Annotated in this window: 14 protein-coding genes; 4 read left to right on the top strand and 10 right to left on the bottom strand. The window is 49.2% G+C overall.

The genetic code is table 11. The annotated features are described in order from the left end of the window. Positions 1–3: 3 nt before the first annotated feature. Together EZJ49_RS13190 and EZJ49_RS13195 are read right to left on the bottom strand one after the other, a co-directional pair. Complete coding sequence (locus EZJ49_RS13190) at positions 4–840, bottom strand: hypothetical protein (protein ID WP_262552643.1); 837 nt, start codon at positions 838–840, stop codon at positions 4–6. Further along, positions 818–1765 carry a bifunctional riboflavin kinase/FAD synthetase gene (locus tag EZJ49_RS13195; protein ID WP_262555959.1) on the bottom strand — a complete coding sequence of 316 codons (948 nt, stop codon included), beginning with the start codon at positions 1763–1765 and terminating at the stop codon, positions 818–820. Before EZJ49_RS13195 ends, EZJ49_RS13190 begins: the two co-directional genes overlap by 23 nt. Before the next feature lie 61 nt (positions 1766–1826). On the opposite strand from EZJ49_RS13195, the gene EZJ49_RS13200 reads away from it, so the two are divergent. Then, positions 1827–3695 carry a sensor histidine kinase gene (locus EZJ49_RS13200; RefSeq protein WP_262552644.1) on the top strand — a complete coding sequence of 623 codons (1869 nt, stop codon included), beginning with the start codon at positions 1827–1829 and terminating at the stop codon, positions 3693–3695. After that, positions 3692–5104, top strand: coding sequence for a sigma-54-dependent transcriptional regulator (locus tag EZJ49_RS13205; RefSeq protein WP_262552646.1), 1413 nt, complete (start codon positions 3692–3694; stop codon positions 5102–5104). Before EZJ49_RS13200 ends, EZJ49_RS13205 begins: the two co-directional genes overlap by 4 nt. Here EZJ49_RS13205 and EZJ49_RS13210 read toward each other — a convergent pair. After that, positions 5091–6182, bottom strand: a complete 1092-nt coding sequence (locus tag EZJ49_RS13210; RefSeq protein WP_262552648.1) for a glycosyltransferase family 9 protein — start codon at positions 6180–6182, stop codon at positions 5091–5093. The genes EZJ49_RS13205 and EZJ49_RS13210 overlap by 14 nt on opposite strands. Beyond that, entirely contained in the window at positions 6115–7266 is a 1152-nt protein-coding gene (locus EZJ49_RS13215) for a glycosyltransferase family 9 protein (RefSeq protein ID WP_262552649.1), read from the bottom strand. Before EZJ49_RS13215 ends, EZJ49_RS13210 begins: the two co-directional genes overlap by 68 nt. A 93-nt stretch (positions 7267–7359) precedes the next feature. Here EZJ49_RS13215 and EZJ49_RS13220 point away from each other — a divergent pair, with 93 nt between their 5' ends. Then, positions 7360–8484 carry a cyclic nucleotide-binding domain-containing protein gene (locus EZJ49_RS13220; protein WP_262552650.1) on the top strand — a complete coding sequence of 375 codons (1125 nt, stop codon included), beginning with the start codon at positions 7360–7362 and terminating at the stop codon, positions 8482–8484. A 105-nt stretch (positions 8485–8589) separates the two neighbouring features. Then, positions 8590–10029: an RCC1 domain-containing protein gene (locus EZJ49_RS13225; protein ID WP_262552651.1), complete on the top strand. Its 1440-nt coding sequence runs from the start codon at positions 8590–8592 to the stop codon at positions 10027–10029. On the opposite strand, the gene EZJ49_RS13230 is transcribed toward EZJ49_RS13225, so the two are convergent. From EZJ49_RS13230 to lpxA, 6 genes are read right to left on the bottom strand one after another with little or no spacing between them, the layout of a single operon-like run. Continuing rightward, positions 9981–11126, bottom strand: coding sequence for a DUF3108 domain-containing protein (locus EZJ49_RS13230; RefSeq protein ID WP_262552652.1), 1146 nt, complete (start codon positions 11124–11126; stop codon positions 9981–9983). The genes EZJ49_RS13225 and EZJ49_RS13230 overlap by 49 nt on opposite strands. Then, positions 11123–12007 carry a lysophospholipid acyltransferase family protein gene (locus tag EZJ49_RS13235; protein WP_262552654.1) on the bottom strand — a complete coding sequence of 295 codons (885 nt, stop codon included), beginning with the start codon at positions 12005–12007 and terminating at the stop codon, positions 11123–11125. Before EZJ49_RS13235 ends, EZJ49_RS13230 begins: the two co-directional genes overlap by 4 nt. After that, positions 11979–12998: a tetraacyldisaccharide 4'-kinase gene (gene lpxK, locus EZJ49_RS13240; protein ID WP_262552655.1), complete on the bottom strand. Its 1020-nt coding sequence runs from the start codon at positions 12996–12998 to the stop codon at positions 11979–11981. Before lpxK ends, EZJ49_RS13235 begins: the two co-directional genes overlap by 29 nt. Next, entirely contained in the window at positions 12998–14146 is a 1149-nt protein-coding gene (gene lpxB / locus EZJ49_RS13245) for a lipid-A-disaccharide synthase (protein ID WP_262552657.1), read from the bottom strand. Before lpxB ends, lpxK begins: the two co-directional genes overlap by 1 nt. After that, a complete protein-coding gene (locus EZJ49_RS13250; protein WP_262552658.1) occupies positions 14146–15075 on the bottom strand; it encodes a Gfo/Idh/MocA family protein in 930 nt (309 codons plus the stop codon). Before EZJ49_RS13250 ends, lpxB begins: the two co-directional genes overlap by 1 nt. Beyond that, on the bottom strand, positions 15068–15892 hold the full coding sequence (lpxA, locus tag EZJ49_RS13255; RefSeq protein ID WP_262552660.1) for an acyl-ACP--UDP-N-acetylglucosamine O-acyltransferase: 825 nt from the start codon (positions 15890–15892) through the stop codon (positions 15068–15070). Before lpxA ends, EZJ49_RS13250 begins: the two co-directional genes overlap by 8 nt. Positions 15893–15936 lie beyond the last annotated feature (44 nt).

Raw genomic sequence — 15936 nt, forward strand, 5'->3', positions numbered from 1 at the left:
TAACTAGACGGAGGAAGAGTTTTGTTTCAAAAACCTGGTCCAGCTTTCACGAATCTCTTCCATACTTAGGTCATGGTCTGGCTTTAGACGCTGCAACCACAGCAAAGTCAAAGCTTCCGCCACCAAAACCGGATGCAAAACGCGAAGATCTGCCTTTTCCGCCTCTTCCAACAAAAGATTCTGCAAAGGCAACAGGTTCAGATCCAGTGCGTAGCCTTTTCCATTCATATAATTGAAATAAGAAAGATCCGTCAGCAAAGCCTGCTGCGTGGAAAGATCAACTGTGTTCACCACAATCCCCGCGCTGACCGCCTGCATGGTCAGTTCATCGGTTGGCAGGGCATGAAAACGAATTCCCAGATGGGAACGCTGCAAAGCCTGCTGATGTTCATCCAGACCCTCACGCTCTCCGACCAGATAAATATCCCCGACACCCATCAGCGCCAGCACTGAGGCCACCACACGAGCCTCTTCATTATGCCCGATCACAAAAGCGGGGGCGCGAATGTCCAGATCCCGTGCCTGCGACACCAGAACCTGTCGCAAAGCCTCAAACAACAACACGCGCGGATACAGGGAACCGTCCTCTAAAAAGAAAGAATCCAGAACTTCCACCGAACGCACCTGAGTGGTTAAAACCTTTATAGTCGGCAAGATCACAGAGGACAGCTTCGGTTCGACCTTAACTGCAGAAGCACCTTTCAGAACGTCCTCTGAAAACTCCGCAAAGATCGCAAATTCCCAACCCCAGCCCTTTTCCCCAGACAGCTGCTGAAGGAACTGAACCAACTGACCGTGAGTGCCAGAGGTGTGAACCTCATGTATTTTGAGGGTGCTCATCAAAGTACTTTCTGGCTTCCGCCATATCGCGATGAATCTGATTTTTCAGTTCTTCAATACCCGAAAACTTTTGTTCATCCCGCAGGAAGTGCATCAGATAGACTTCCACCTCCACGCCGTACAACTGCGCATCGAAATCAAACAGATGGGTTTCGATCTTAACCGGACCTTTGCCATTTTCCTGGAAGGTCGGATTCACCCCAATATTTGTGATCGACGGATGCATATGCGCTCCGATACGGGTCAAGGTGCAATACACCCCCTGACGAGGCACAAATTCAACATCCGGATGAATGTTGGCCGTGGGCACACCAATCGTGCGCCCGCGCTGGAAGCCTTTTTCCACATGCCCCCGCACGTAGTATGTGCGCGCCAAAAGCTCATTGGCCTTTTCCACTTCCCCGGCTTTCAGATGTTCCCGAATGCGTGTGGAAGACACCACTTTGCCTGCGTATTGGAAAGGAGGAATAATGATCAGACGAACACCTTTTTCCGCGCAGTATTTTTCCAAAAATGGAATGTTGCCGGCGCGATCCGCCCCAAAGTTGAAATCATGCCCCACCACCAGAGTCTTGGGGTGAAGTTGAGCCATAACATACTGATCCAAAAATTCCTGAGGACTGACCTTGGCAAAGTCCCTGGTGAATTCCTCGATAATCACATTTTCAATGCCACGCTTTTCAAACTGTTCCTGCTGGTCTTTCAAATCGAACAGGCGATAAGTCGCCCTTTCAGGATGAAGAACCTTCACAGGATGCGGGTGAAAAGTATAGACCACCGAAGGCACGCCAAAATACTGAGCCTCGCGGACGACGTTTTCGATAAGCTGCTGATGGCCCAGATGGACCCCGTCGAAATTCCCTATAGTGACGACAGAGGCCGCCAGGGGTGAATTCAGATGTTTGGCACCTTGATAAACATGCATATTTTTCAATAATAGTTCTTTTAATCTCCTCTTAAAACTTGAATTTTTTAATAAATTTGCTATGTTGCGACGCGTGCAAAAGGACCTAATTCAGCATCTCAAATTCCGATTCGAAGTCCTGCTTCGTTTCTTCTCCCGTCGCCGGGGTTTTTGGCTGCGTTGTATTTTGTGCTGGCTGATTGGCTGTCTGGCCCTGTCCAATGACGAAATCACGTCCTACGACCAACGCTTTCAGCTGCGTGGTGATCAAAAAACTTCCTCACAAATTGTTCTGATCACGATTCGTCAATCTGACTTTTCCATGATCTACGATGCCCGCACCAACTTCCTGGACAACATGAGCGAAGTGACCGACATCACCGACAGCTTCTTCTGGAACAAGCCCTTGTGGTCAGAACTTCTTCTGCGCATCCTTCGCCAGAATCCCAAGTCCGTCGGTGTAACTCTTTATTTTGGCGATAACGTCGGCACCGTGCGTATGACTCCGGAAGAACAACGCCTGTTCCTGGACCCGCGTGTGGTGTGGGCTTCCACCACCAATTCTTTAGAACGAATTCTGCTGCCAGTGTTCACCAACCGGGAACTTTCCAATCTGGGCTCCAACGAACTTCGCCGTGACGAGGACGGCGTCGTCCGCCGTGTCTTCCCACAAAGAGCCGAGATGCCCCATCTGGTGGAAAAGATCACGGGCAAGAAATTCCCGACCCAACTGGCCGGGCTTCCTATCAACTATCGTGGTTCCAGCCGGGTTTTCAAACAGTACTCTTTAAGCGAAATCATTTACGATGAGCTTCCAGCCAATGCCTTTACCGACAAGATCATTCTGATCGGTGCGGAAACATCCGCGGCACCGGTGTATATGACCCCGATGGGAACTTTATCCCGCACCGAGATTCTGGCGCACATCACCGACACCGTTCTGGGCAACAAATGGATTCAGCGTCTGCCGTTCATCTGGTATGCCGCCGGGTTCTTTATCCTGATGCTGCTGGCAGTGTTTGTGATCACGACTTATCCGCAGTCCGTGGCGCTTTTCTGTATTTTGTGGATCGGGACCTTGCTGGCGGCTTTGTCGGCGTGGGTGTTTGACAGCTTCTATTTCTGGTCCCCGGCCTTTTCGCCGTTCATCCTGCTGGGGGCAAGCTGGATTATCTTTATCGGTTATCAGGCAACAAAGATCGAACGCCAAAACTTCCGCCTGCAACAGGAACAGGAATATCTGGCCGAGCTGGAACAGCTTAAGAACAACTTTGTCAGTTTGATTTCCCATGATCTGAAAACCCCGATCGCCAAAATTCAGGCGATTGTCGATCGTCTTTTGACCCAGCATTCCCAGGAGGAAGAGCTGGGGCAGGATTTAAAATCCCTGCGCCTGTTCAGTGACGAACTGAATCGCTATATCCAGTCCATCCTGAAAGTTTTGCGTGTCGAGTCCCGTGATTTTAAGATCAACAAGGAAGTGGCCGACATCAACGAGATCATAGAAGAGGCCCTGCAACACCTGCGACCTCTGGCGCGTGAACGTGGCATCGAAATCCACACGGCTCTGGAACCGATGTTCTCTGCCGAATTTGATACGACGTTGCTAAAAGAAGTTGTTATCAATCTGATTGAAAATGCGATCAAATATACACCTCGCGGCGGTCAGATCGAAGTTGTTTCCCATGAGTCTGAAGAAGACATCCACGTTCTGGTGAAAGACACCGGAGAGGGAATCAAACCCGAAGACATGGAAAAAGTCTGGGGCAAATTCACCCGCGGAAGCGATCAGGACCTACGCACCAAAGGAACGGGGCTGGGTCTTTATTTGGTTAAATATTTTATTGAACTCCACGGTGGCAAAGTGACAATGGAAAGTAAAGTGGGCCAAGGCACCACGGTTTCCTTCACCCTGCCATTAGATGCTGAAGAAGATGAGGTGCTGCTATGATGACAAAACTCCACACCCTGATTGTTGACGACGAGGCGGAACTGCGCCGCTCGGTGATTTCCATCCTGAAATCCACCATGCCTGAAATCGAGTTCACCGTGGAAGAAGCCTCCACCGGCCGCGAGGCTCTGGATAAGGTCAAAGAACAGCAATGGGACCTGGTTCTGATGGACGTGAAGATGCCGGAAATGAACGGTCTGGAAGCTTTAACAGCCATCAAAGAGCACGACCCGCGCACGTTTGTGGTTTTGATGACGGCTCATTCCAATTTGAATGATGCGGTTATTGCCATCAAAGAAGGCGCTTACGACTACGTGGAAAAACCGGTTCAGCCGCAACGCCTGACGGAAATCGTGCGCAAGTGTCTGGAGGCCCGTGATTTGATTTCCAGCCTTGCCATGTCCAACCCGGTTTTTGATGACGACATCGAAAGTGAGATCGTGGGTGGTTCTTCCAAAATGAAAGAGGTCTTCAACCTGATCTATCGCCTGTGTAAAGTGGACACCACTGTTTTAGTGCGTGGTGAAAACGGAACCGGGAAAGAACTGGTGGCCCGTGCGATTCACTTCAACTCCCCTCGCAAATCCGGGGCTTTTGTTGCGATCAACTGCGGTGCGATCCCTGAAAATCTGATGGAAAGTGAATTGTTCGGCCACGAAAAAGGCGCCTTCACTGGAGCTGTGGAAAGAAAAATCGGAAAATTCCAGCTGGCGAACAACGGAACTTTATTCCTGGATGAAATCGGTGAACTTCGCCCGGACATGCAGGTTAAACTTTTGCGTGTGCTGCAAGAACGCAAGTTCACCCCTGTCGGCAGCAACCGCGAAGTGAAAACCACGACTCGTATTATTGCAGCCACCAATCGCAATCTGGAAAAAATGATGGAAGAGGGCGAATTCCGCGAAGACTTGTTCTATCGTCTGAATGTCATGCCAATCTTCCTGCCGCCTTTGCGTGAACGTGCCGATGATATTGAAGCCCTGGCCGGGAACTTCATTAAAAAATTCTCAAAACAACATGGTCGCCAAATCACCGGTATCACCGCAGAAGCTTTGGATATGCTGAAGTCCTATCGTTGGCCGGGCAATATCCGCGAGCTGGAAAACATCATTGAAAGATCTTTCATTGTTGAAAACAGCCATCAGATCACTGTTGATTCCCTACCGGATTCCATCAAGCTGGCACCGAAAGAGGGCGCGGATAAAACAGCCAGTGTGGGCTATTCCGGTCCTTTGGATTTCGATGCGTTCAAAGAGGGCATGGAAAAAGAGTTCATCGTCAGCGCGCTGAAGGCCAATAATGGCCGTATCAATCAGACGGTGGCTCAGGCCAACATTCCGAAGAACACTCTGCTGCGTAAAATCCGCAAGTATGGCATCAATGTGAAAGATTATACTAGCGAAGAATAAATCCGGCTGTGCGAAGGACTTCCTCTGCCGGGATATCCTTCATGCACACATGGGTTTTAATCGGACACACTTTGTGGCCGTGCTTTCCGCACGGTCTGCAACGAAGATCATTCTTCTGCACAACGTAGCTTTCTGCAGACCACGGACGATAACCGAACTCCAGAATCGTCGGACCAAACACGGCAATCAAAGGTGTTTCACAGACGGCCGCCAAATGTGTGGATGCACTGTCATTCCCAATCAACAAGGCCGCGCGCGCGATTAACTGCGCTGATTCAATGATCTTGGTTTTTCCGGCCAGTGACACTGATCCAGGAATCTGATCCGCCACTCGTTCTGCCAGGGTTTCCTCTCCCGGCCCGCCCATCACATAGACTTTATAACCCTGCTGCTGCAACGCCTTACCGACACCGACAAAGCCTTCCTCTGTCCAGCGCTTGGTGGCCCAAACACTGCCCGGAAAAATCAAAATGGCTTTGCCATCATCAAAGCCCTGCAACTGGAACTTGTTCTTGAGCTGTTCAAAGAGCTCGTGATGCTTCAGCACCTGCTGGCGCTGAGACATGGACGCCCAGTCCGGCGGGGCCGACAGATGCCCTTGCTCTGACGGCAAGTAGGGTTTGGCGGCTTGAACGTAGCTTTGCAGATTTTTTTTCAGTTCCGAATCAAAAGGTGTCAGAAGGCTTAGCTGTCTCATCGCGTCCGGCAGACGCACATCGCGCACGATTCTGTCGCCGAAGACAAAAAAGTTCCAGGCATTTTTATAGGAAATTTTATGTTGCGCTTTGATTTGTGCACAGAACAAAACCGTGCGCATGGATTCGTGCGGAGAAATCAGATGATCGATTTTTTCGGATTTAAGCTGACCCAGAATACGGCTGTAGGTGTCTTTTTTGCCTTTTTCGATTTCATAGATCTGATCGACAATGCCCGCTTTAAGAAAGAAATCACCCAAGCCCTTGCGACACACCAATCCCAGTTTATGCTCAGGCCAAAGCGCCCGGCACTTTTTAAGGAGCGGGATCGACAGCAGTAAGTCGCCCAGAAAGGCGGTTTGCACAACAAGATTTAAGGGCATTAAGAACTTCCTCTAAAGAGACCTGATCGTAGCACATAATCGACTTTTCACAAGTCCTCTTCCAGCATGGACTGCATGGGCTTTGGCTGAGCAGCTTAAATCCTCTGTCATAGATGTCGATCTCTTGTGCGCAGGTGGGACCAAACCAGGCTATGACTTGTTTCTTCTGGGAAATGGCCATGTGCATACCCAGGCTGTCCCCTGTCACCACCACATCACAGGCGGCCACACTGACCAAACCGTCACGCAAGCCCGATTCTGTGGCCGAAGAAATCACCGGCAGTCCCTGAGCAATTCTCCGGTTGCGCTCTGTATCCTCCGGACCACCCAGCAGTACAATTGCCGCCATCGGCAGTTCTTTTAAGATTTTTGCAATCACCATACGGTGATATTCCACCGTCCATTTTTTTGCGGCAATCACATGACTGCAACCGGTGTTCAAGCCGATGATAATTTCTTTTCCCTGCTGTTTGAGCCACTCAGAACGACGATGATCCGCGATTTGCGTTTCCGCAGCACTTAAAGGAAGCCAGTATTCGTCCCGACGATAAGGCCCCAGCTCCAAAGCTTCGATCATCAATTGCGTTTCTGGTTTTTGATTTATGAAGAACTTTTTTTGATCGTCAAGACCCAGCTCCCACAGTTCCGTGGCGGCTTCTGTCGCCGGAACAATGGCCCCATTACGGCCCTGAACTTTGAATCCAAAGAGCTGATCCACCGTGGTTCGCTTCACCACACCGCAGGCTTTCAGGGATTTATCAATAACAAAACCCACTTCAAATTCCAGTGTCGAAAGCTGTAACAGATCCGCCTCGCTAGTGGTCAGCACTCGATCAATAGCGGGATGATTTTTTAAAAGATGATGAGCCGGAGCATCCGTCACCCATGTGATCATGGACGAGGGATATTTGCGCTTCATCGCCCGCAACAAACTGGTGCTGCGGACCACCGCCCCCAAGGCGCCTAAATGAACAACTAAAATAGATAGGGCCGGGATGTCTTTAAAGCTGCATCCGCTATCGCAAGAACTGCTTTTGGAACATGGTTTATAACCTGAGAAATATCGACAATCCACAATGGCCATAGTCTGATTCTATGTCAGGTAAAAGCCACGCACAGGTCCAGCACTGCATTTAAGACCTTTGTATTGTCTTGCTTTGAATGTCAGAATCATTTTATGAGATTTGAAAAAGAACAGGTCCAGCTTCAGCCCCTTCAACTTCAACCCGCTTCTGACGGCGGCTTGATGACGGTTCTTTCTTCACGAAAAAGCTTTCGCCTAAGCTCTTTGCAGTACTCTTATTTGGATGTTTTAAAAAACGGAACCTCTGTGGAAGGTTTGGTGCAGTTCTTTCTGGGGCAGGGATGGCTGGTGAATTTTCGGGAGCTCTCGACCCTGCTGGAGTTTTTAGTTCACGAAGGCATTCTGCTGAATCCTGTAATCCGGGATTACTTCAGCAAGGCCGCAGCCCAGGCCAGTGCGGCGGGTTCCCAACTAGGCCCCCAGATGTCGGGAGGTTTTTCCCTGTCTGCACAGAACCTTCCCTTTTTCCGGTCACTGGATGCGGAGCTGGCGCAGTTTCTTTTGCAAAAGGCAGAACGCTTTCAGGTTCCAGCCAACATCAAAGTGATCCAATCAGGAAAGAGTGACCGCGATCTGTTTATTCTGCTTAAAGGACAAGCCGGAATCTATCGCGTGATGGATGCACAACACCGCCAACTGGTGGCCGCCCTGGAAGCCGGTGCCCTGTTTGGCGAAAGTGGTTTTTTATTAAATCAACCCCGCACCGCAGATGTCATCACCCTGGCCCCCAGCGAAATCCTGCGCGTGCGCCATCTTCCTGAATTTGATCAGCTGATAAAAACGGAAAAAGCACAAAGCCTGCAACACCGCTTTTGGATCTTACAGGCCCTGCAGTCCTCGAATGTGTTTAAAAAGCTTCCGGGTGACTGTCTGGACAGTTTGATTTTCTCGGGCCGACTGGTGAAGGCCCCTGCTCATCAAAGGCTGTTTAACGAAGGTCAGACGGCAAATACCTGCTACATCGTTGTTCAAGGCAGTGTCGTGATCAGTCAGCAAGGAAGAAACATCAATGTGATGGGCCAAGGCGCCTGCTTCGGTGAAATTTCACTGCTGATGAGCGGTGGCCAAAGAACCGCCAGCGCCACAACCCAGCAGGAAACAGTTCTGCTGGAAATCCAGCAAAAAGATTTCTATCGGGTTCTTTCACAGAATCTGTTTTTGGCAAAAGAAATAGAAACCCTCGCCGCCCAACGCCTGCAAGCCGACCAACAACGCTAGATTTTCTCTTGTTTTCTGGTGTTTTGCGGTCCATGCCCGAAACAGTTTTCCTTTTCTTGTGCCGCTTGGACTCACGATAAACACTTCGCAGTCCGATAGTAAGGTATGTTTTTACTGGGGCGCCTCATCTCGATCTTCTTATTTTCTATTTCCCTACTTGGCGCCACCGGCTGTACGCTAGATGCACGTCTTTCTCGTTCTGAGACACTCGACGGTCTGCCCTCTCAAATCAGCTATGAACAAAAGTCTCTTTATCTGATTTCCGGCGACGGCCAAGAAATTTCTTACTGGACCAATCACCCCCCATTTCAGGCGGATACCACCACAATACCCGTGCGCCTTTCTGAAGTCCAAGTCCACAGTAAATGGTGCGCAATTATTGCCAATGGCGATCTTTATTGCTGGGGAAGCAATACCAATGGTCAATTGGGGAACGGTTCAACGGCTTATTCGGAACCTCCTGTCAAAATATCTTCAAATAAAAAGTTCACGCAAGTCATAGCAGGGCTTGTTCATGTCTGCGCAGTTGACGACCAAAAAGATGTTTATTGTTGGGGTGGCAATAGCGCCACCGGAGGAGTCAACTCTCAGCTGACTCCGTTTAAAGTTCCTCTTACTAAACCTACCGAGGCTACTGCCGTGTCAGATACAGACTCCTGTGCCTTAGCAACAGACAAGAGTATTTCCTGCTGGGGAGCTCGCTATGGAGTCAATCCGATTGCTATTGTTACTAGCGAAGTATTTATCTCCATCCATGGAAACTACGACAGTTCCTTCTGCGGCCTCACTGCCGACGGAGAAGCCTTTTGCTGGGGGCGCAACACCTATGGTCAACTGGGTACGGGGAATACCACAGCCCAAGCATCCCCCACCGCTGTCCAAGGAGGTCATCTTTTTGCGGCTCTGGCTTCCTACAACTTTGGAATGTGCGGTCTGACTTTCGATAATGATCTTTATTGCTGGGGCCAGTCGGAATCCGGCGCAAGGACGACCCCCACTCTGCTTAAAAGTCCGTTCGGAGCTGACAATCTAAACCCCAACACTAACGGAGGCTCAAGTGAAGTCTGTGGACTGACCGCCTCTCAACAAAAAATCTGCGTAGAGGCTTTTACAGGAGAATCAAAAACCGAGGACCTTCAAACTGCACTTATCGAGTACAACACGGGGTGCGGGATTACTGACGATCATATGCTTCTGTGTGCAGACTATCTGAATTCTTCCGGATCGGGGGTGAGCTATATTACAAATCCATTCGCCTATTCATTTATTACAGAAGAAAATTTCGAAAAAATATACTCATCCCAAACAGAGAATACCTGCGCAAAAAAGAAAGATGACAACCGCCTTTATTGCTGGGGTTACAACTACGATGACATATTTGAAACCGGAAATGCACAACACTATAGAAAGCCCGTTCTTGCTGCCGCAGGAAAAGAGTTTAAGAATGTTTCGATCGGGGACGACTTTGTCTGCGGCATTGATTTAAATGATGACGCTTACTGCTCTGGATCCCGGTGGCGCTCAGAAAAGGCAAAAACCCAATAGGTTGTGGCACTGGTTCTGGAACAGGCTCCGGAGATAAGAGTTCCAATTTTGATTTTGGATTCGATTCTTAAGATGTATCTGCGATCATCATCCGACAGCCAGATGAAGTTATCACCGATAGGTTTGAATTTTCCCTTAAGGGTGATATTCGGCTGAATCACGATGGCTTTCATCGGCCCCAACTTTGTATCCAATACTTCACGGCGCAGAGCCTTCCCCGAAAATACCAGATTTTCTTTGTCATTGCCGACACGGAATGAATACTCTTTGCCGGTTTCCCATTGGAAGTTTCTCATATAGAAAATCGCACTATAAACATTTTGCGTGTAAGGCAGAATATCCCAGGTTTCTTTTTTCTCGTTCTCGCCGTCTTCTTTTGTGACTTTCTTTTCCCAGAAGGTGGCGAGACCCTTGTCGGTGTCAAAGAGCATTTTGGCTTCTCGCAACTGACCGGATTCTTTCACGTGCAATTGGAAAACACGCGGGACCAGGTCCTCAAAGTCCACAAAGGTTTCAACGCGATCTTCAACACTGTAGAAGGTTGAAAACAAAGAACTGGTTTTGATTTCCACAGCAAAGGTATAGGCCTTGCGGTTGTTTACCATCGCAAATGGTTCCACCTTCATACGCAGTTCCCCGGCAGAAACTTTAAAGTAATGCACGTCATGCACCACTTCCTCCCCTTCGCGGAAAGGGTCCACCACCGGACGGCGGCCGTTGAAACCAACAGAATCTTCCAGTTCCGGTTGTCTGACGGCCGCTTCAGAAGTGCTGGATTTGTCAGTTTTCTTTGCAGGTGTTTTGGCAGATTTCTTCGCCGGGGTCTTTTTTCCCGGCGTCTTTTTAACGGCTTTTGGCGTTGGCGCAGCGGTTGCCTTGACGGGCTCGGACTTCTCTGGCGCTGGTACCGGTGCTGGCGTTTCCGCAGGCGCGGCCTCTGTGGTTTCCGGCACGGGCTGTTTTACAATCTTCACGGCTTCTTCAAATTCTTCATTCTTTTTTAGCTGATCGGCCTTGTCGTACTTCAAGAACGAAGTGGAACAAGCTGAAAACAACAAAGCTGAAGTCAAAGCACCAAGAAGCAGTTTCAAGTTCACCGGAAGTCCTTCCAACGTCGATGCACCCACATCCATTGTTCCGGGTGCTTTCTTACAATCTGTTCAATCTTGTCACTGAAGGCTTGAGTCAGATTCAAGGTCGTCTGATCCTTATCATCAGTCACACTTTGGGCTGTGTCTATGGCTGGTTCGACAACGACATGAAGTTTCTTGTCTTCCCCCTCGTAGGTATAGATAGGCAGCACCGGTGCCTTGGTTTTCTGCACAAACAAAGCTAGACCATAGGCCGTGCCGGTTTTCCTGCCAAAGAAGGTGGTTTCAATCCCATAAGGACGGCCCATAAACTGATCCAGAACAAACACCAAAGCTTCGTTTCGCTTAAGCGCTTTAAGAATCTCAAAAGCGTTGTTCGGCGCATGAGCATCTATGTACTTCACGCCTTTGGCACCCCGAACGGAAAACCACAAGTCATCAAACCATTGAGTCTTAAATCTTTTGGTGATAATGCTGACGTCCTGCCCGTTCATCACGATGGCATTGGAAGCCAGATCGCCATTTCCCAAATGCAAAGTCAGAAAGAACATGCCCTTGCCACTGGTCCGGGCTTTTTCAATATTTTCCCAGCCATGAAAAACCACGTTCTTCTGAATCCATTCCGAAGTGACCGAGGGAATAAAAAAGAATTCGGCAAAGTTGTAGCCCAGCTGATAAACCGATTCACGACCGATTTTTTTCTTTTCACCCGCCGTTTTTTCCGGAAAGGCAATGTCGAGATTATCCAGAACAATCTTTTTACGGAAGCCGAAAACATCGAACCACAGGAATCCCACCCAAGAACCGGACTTACGCAGCCACTGGCGCGGGATCAGGGAACTGAAAAAGACCATCACACTAACGAAGAACTTGATTAATAATTTCATGAAGACGTCCCTTCCTGCCCGCTTCGGCCACCTCCAAAGAGGCGCTCCACAGCAAAGAAGCATCATTGAACAACTGGCGCAACTTCACCGCGTCTTTTTCCGTGGTGATCAGATAGTCGGCCTGGGATTTTTTAAACTGGCTTTCGATGTCTTTTACATCGTCAGCAGAATACTGATGGTGATCACGGAAATGACGGCTGTGCGGGGAAACCTTACCCAGTTCCCCCATCATTTTTTCAAACACATCCGGTCTGGCAATCGCAGAAACCAGAAACAGACTTTTCCCCTGAAGATCATCCTGCGAAAGGATCTGTTGCGTTTTCAGATTACGGCATTTTTGAATTTCATAGCCGAAATATAAAATCTCTTTGTCTTTCGGCAGGCGCGCTTCCAGCTGTTTCAATTGTTCTTCCGGAGCCAAATTGCATTTGGAAAGAATTAAAACATCCGCTCGCCCGATTCCCTGCCAGGATTCGCGAGCACGGCCCTCTGGCAGAACTTCGTAGTTGGCCAGACTTTCTGTAGCATCCAAAATCACGATATTCAGATCCCGCGCCAAACGGCGGTGCTGAAAACCATCATCCACGATCAACAAATCGTAGCTGCCATGCTCGACCGCATAACGGGCCGTTCGCCACTTGCTGGGGCCGACATAAACCGCCACCCCAGGATTGGATTGCGCCAGAAGAACCGGTTCATCCCCAAAGTAACGGGCGGCAAAAGGATGTCCCACATCCACCAAACAAGGTGAAGAGGCATCCGCACGATAAGACCGGCTGATCACCGCCACTTTTTTCCCTTGAGCGACCAGCGCCTTCAGACAAAAATCCGTGATCGGTGTTTTTCCGGTCCCACCCACTGTCAGATTTCCGATACTCACCACCGGCACCGGAGCTTTGTAAACTCCGAACACACCTTTGTCGTAGAGGTTGTTCTTAACCCCCACGACCTGATCGTACAGAAAAGAAAGCGGACGCAGGTAAAATTTCATTATGTGAAATACTCATCAAGGGCCTTGACCACACGTTGAGTGGCCCCCTTGTCGCCAAGATATTGACGAAGCTGTCCCAAATCCGACACCACTTGATCGTGGTACTTTTTATCCAGAATATAACGTTCCAACAAAGCCGCCAAATGTTGCGGATTCACTTCGGACTGGAATCTTTCAGGCACAGCCTCTTTGTTCAGAATCAAATTCACCAGACCAAAATACTTGGTCCCACGCACAAAGAGCTTGGCAAACACACCCGTCAGCCATTTCATCTTGTACATGATGACCATCGGCTTTTTTAGCAAGCCCACCTGCAAAGTGGCCGTTCCGGAAGCCACCAGCATCATATCCACCAGATGAATCATACGGAATGGTTCATCCTTCAACAGCATGTACGGCAGACGGAAGTCTTCCAGTAGGTCCTGCATATATTCTTTGGTGAAAGTCGGTGCCGTTAAAATCAAAATTTTCAGGTTCGGGAACTTTTTCGCCAGAATACGGGCTGTATCCAATTGAATCTGGAAGTGCTGTTTCACCTCCAGACGACGGCTGCCCGGCATCAGACCCAGAACAATCTCGTCATCGCGAATGCCACATTGATTGCGATGAGTCTTCAAGTAGTCCGCATCATCCATCAGGCGTTCATCCAGCTCATCCAAAAGAGGATGGCCGACGAATTCACACGGGACCCCGTGTTCTTCATAGAAGGGAACTTCAAACGGGAACAGAACGAAAACTTTTTTACAGTATTTTTTAATCGTCTTCACACGACCTTTGCGCCATGCCCAGACTTGCGGGGAAATGTAATAAACCACCGGGATACCCAACGCGTGCAGCTTTTTTGCCAGCATCAGGTTGAATTCCGGATAGTCCATGACGATCGCCACTTTCGGGCGGCGTTTTTCGGCTTCTGCCACCAGACTGTCAAAAACACCTTTCAGGTGACTATAGGCACTGATGATTTCCGCGGCACCAACGACAGCCATCTCCTCGGACTTGCCCAAACGCTCAAATCCGATATCCTCCATATCCTGACTGCCCACTCCGAACGCATGAACTTTACGTCCCTGCTTCTTCCAGGCTTCCAGAATTCTTTGAGCATACGTTACGCTGGAGGCTTCCGCCGCCACCATCAGAACCTGATCCATTATCCCTCAATCATTTTTTGAATGTCTTCGATGGCTTTCAATGCTTTCAAACCATCAAGACCGGTCACGACCGGAGTTTTGTTATTCAAAACACAGTCAATAAAAGCATCTGTTTCTCTTTGCAGAGCATCGGCTTTTTCCACACTCCACTTGCTGACAGCGATGAACTCGTCACCACCTGCCCCCGGAACCACTTTTTCGATTTCCAAAACGCCGGTCTGAGCAAACAACGTGCAATCGTCCTGCAACACACGAATGGATCTTTGTGCCACCGGGGAAACCCGGCTGACATTGATCACCGCATGCACACCATTTTTCATTTTAAAGGACGCGGACGCCGTATCCAGATGCTTGGAAATAAGCTTGGTGCCCGAAGCCACCATGGATTCGATTTCCGAACCCGTCAGCCAGAACAACAAATCCATATCATGGATCATCAGGTCATGCAGAACACTGACATCCGAACCACGTTTGTTGTAAGGAGCCATGCGGTTTAATTCGATGAATTTCGGATTTTTCAGATGCTTTTGCAGATCATTGACGGCCGGGTTGAATCTTTCGATATGACCTACTGCCACTTTCAGATTATTTTTCGCAGCCAATGCCAAAAGCTCTTCAGCCTGAGCCAGCGTCGCCGTGATCGGCTTTTCAACGTTCACATGAACGCCGTTTTCCAGAAACATTTTTGCCAGTTCAAAGTGGCTCATGGTGCTGGCAGCAATCGTCACCAGATCCACTTCACCAATAAGATCCTGCGGCTTGTGGAAGCTTTTAACCCCCAACTGCGCGGCAATTTTGTCAGCTTGAGCCGGGAAATGATCACACACCCCGACCAGCTCCACATTGGGATTGTTTTTGTATTTCTGCGCATGGAAGTTGCCAAGATAACCAACCCCGACAACGGCCGCACGAAGCTTTTTATTACTCATCGTCCTGCCATCCTTTAGGGCTTCTGTCCACCGCGATACCGCGTTTGGAGCTTCTGATGAAGTTGATGAAGTATTCAATGTTCGGGCTCATTGTGCATTCTTGCAGGATACGTTCGATACCCTCTTCCACAGTGTGAGACCCCATGATGATGATACGAATCGCCTTGTGAACGTTCGCCACTTCCTCGCGCGTGTAACCTTTACGGCTAAGACCAATCTTGTTGGTTGCACGGATCGTCGCATAAGTTCCCTGAGCACGGCAGAACGGCAGAATATCCTTGTTCACAATGGAAGAACCCGCAACGAATGCGCCCTTACCCACTTTGGTGAACTGATTGAATGCGCATACTCCGCCGATGGTCACACCGTCTTCAATTTCACAGTGACCGCCCAAGTGCGAGTTGTTGGCGATCACCACATTGTTTCCAACTTTACAGTCGTGCCCAATGTGCGTGTAGGCCATGAAGTAGCCGTTATTGCCGATTTCAGTTTTTCCGTCGCCTTTGCTGGTCGCCAGATTGGCAGTGGAAAATTCACGGAAGGTGTTGTTGTTGCCAATAATCAATTTGGTTGGTTCACCTTTGTAGGAAAGATCCTGAGGAGCCCCCCCGATAACAGCACCTGGACAGAAATGATTGTTTTCGCCGATTTCAATGATCCCGTGACGTGAACCCAGAGTCACATGACCTTCAACGAACGTGCCTTTTCCAATAAAACCTTTACCCTGGATCAAACAGTAAGGACCGATCTCAACATCATCTGCGATTTGGACGTCAGGAGAAATAACACTGCTTGGATGAATTTTATAATTTGCCATGAACTTTATTCCTATCAAAAAAGGGCCTTTGCAGGCCCTTTTCG

The organism is Bdellovibrio bacteriovorus (assembly GCF_025558485.1).
Lineage (GTDB): Bacteria > Bdellovibrionota > Bdellovibrionia > Bdellovibrionales > Bdellovibrionaceae > Bdellovibrio > Bdellovibrio bacteriovorus_G.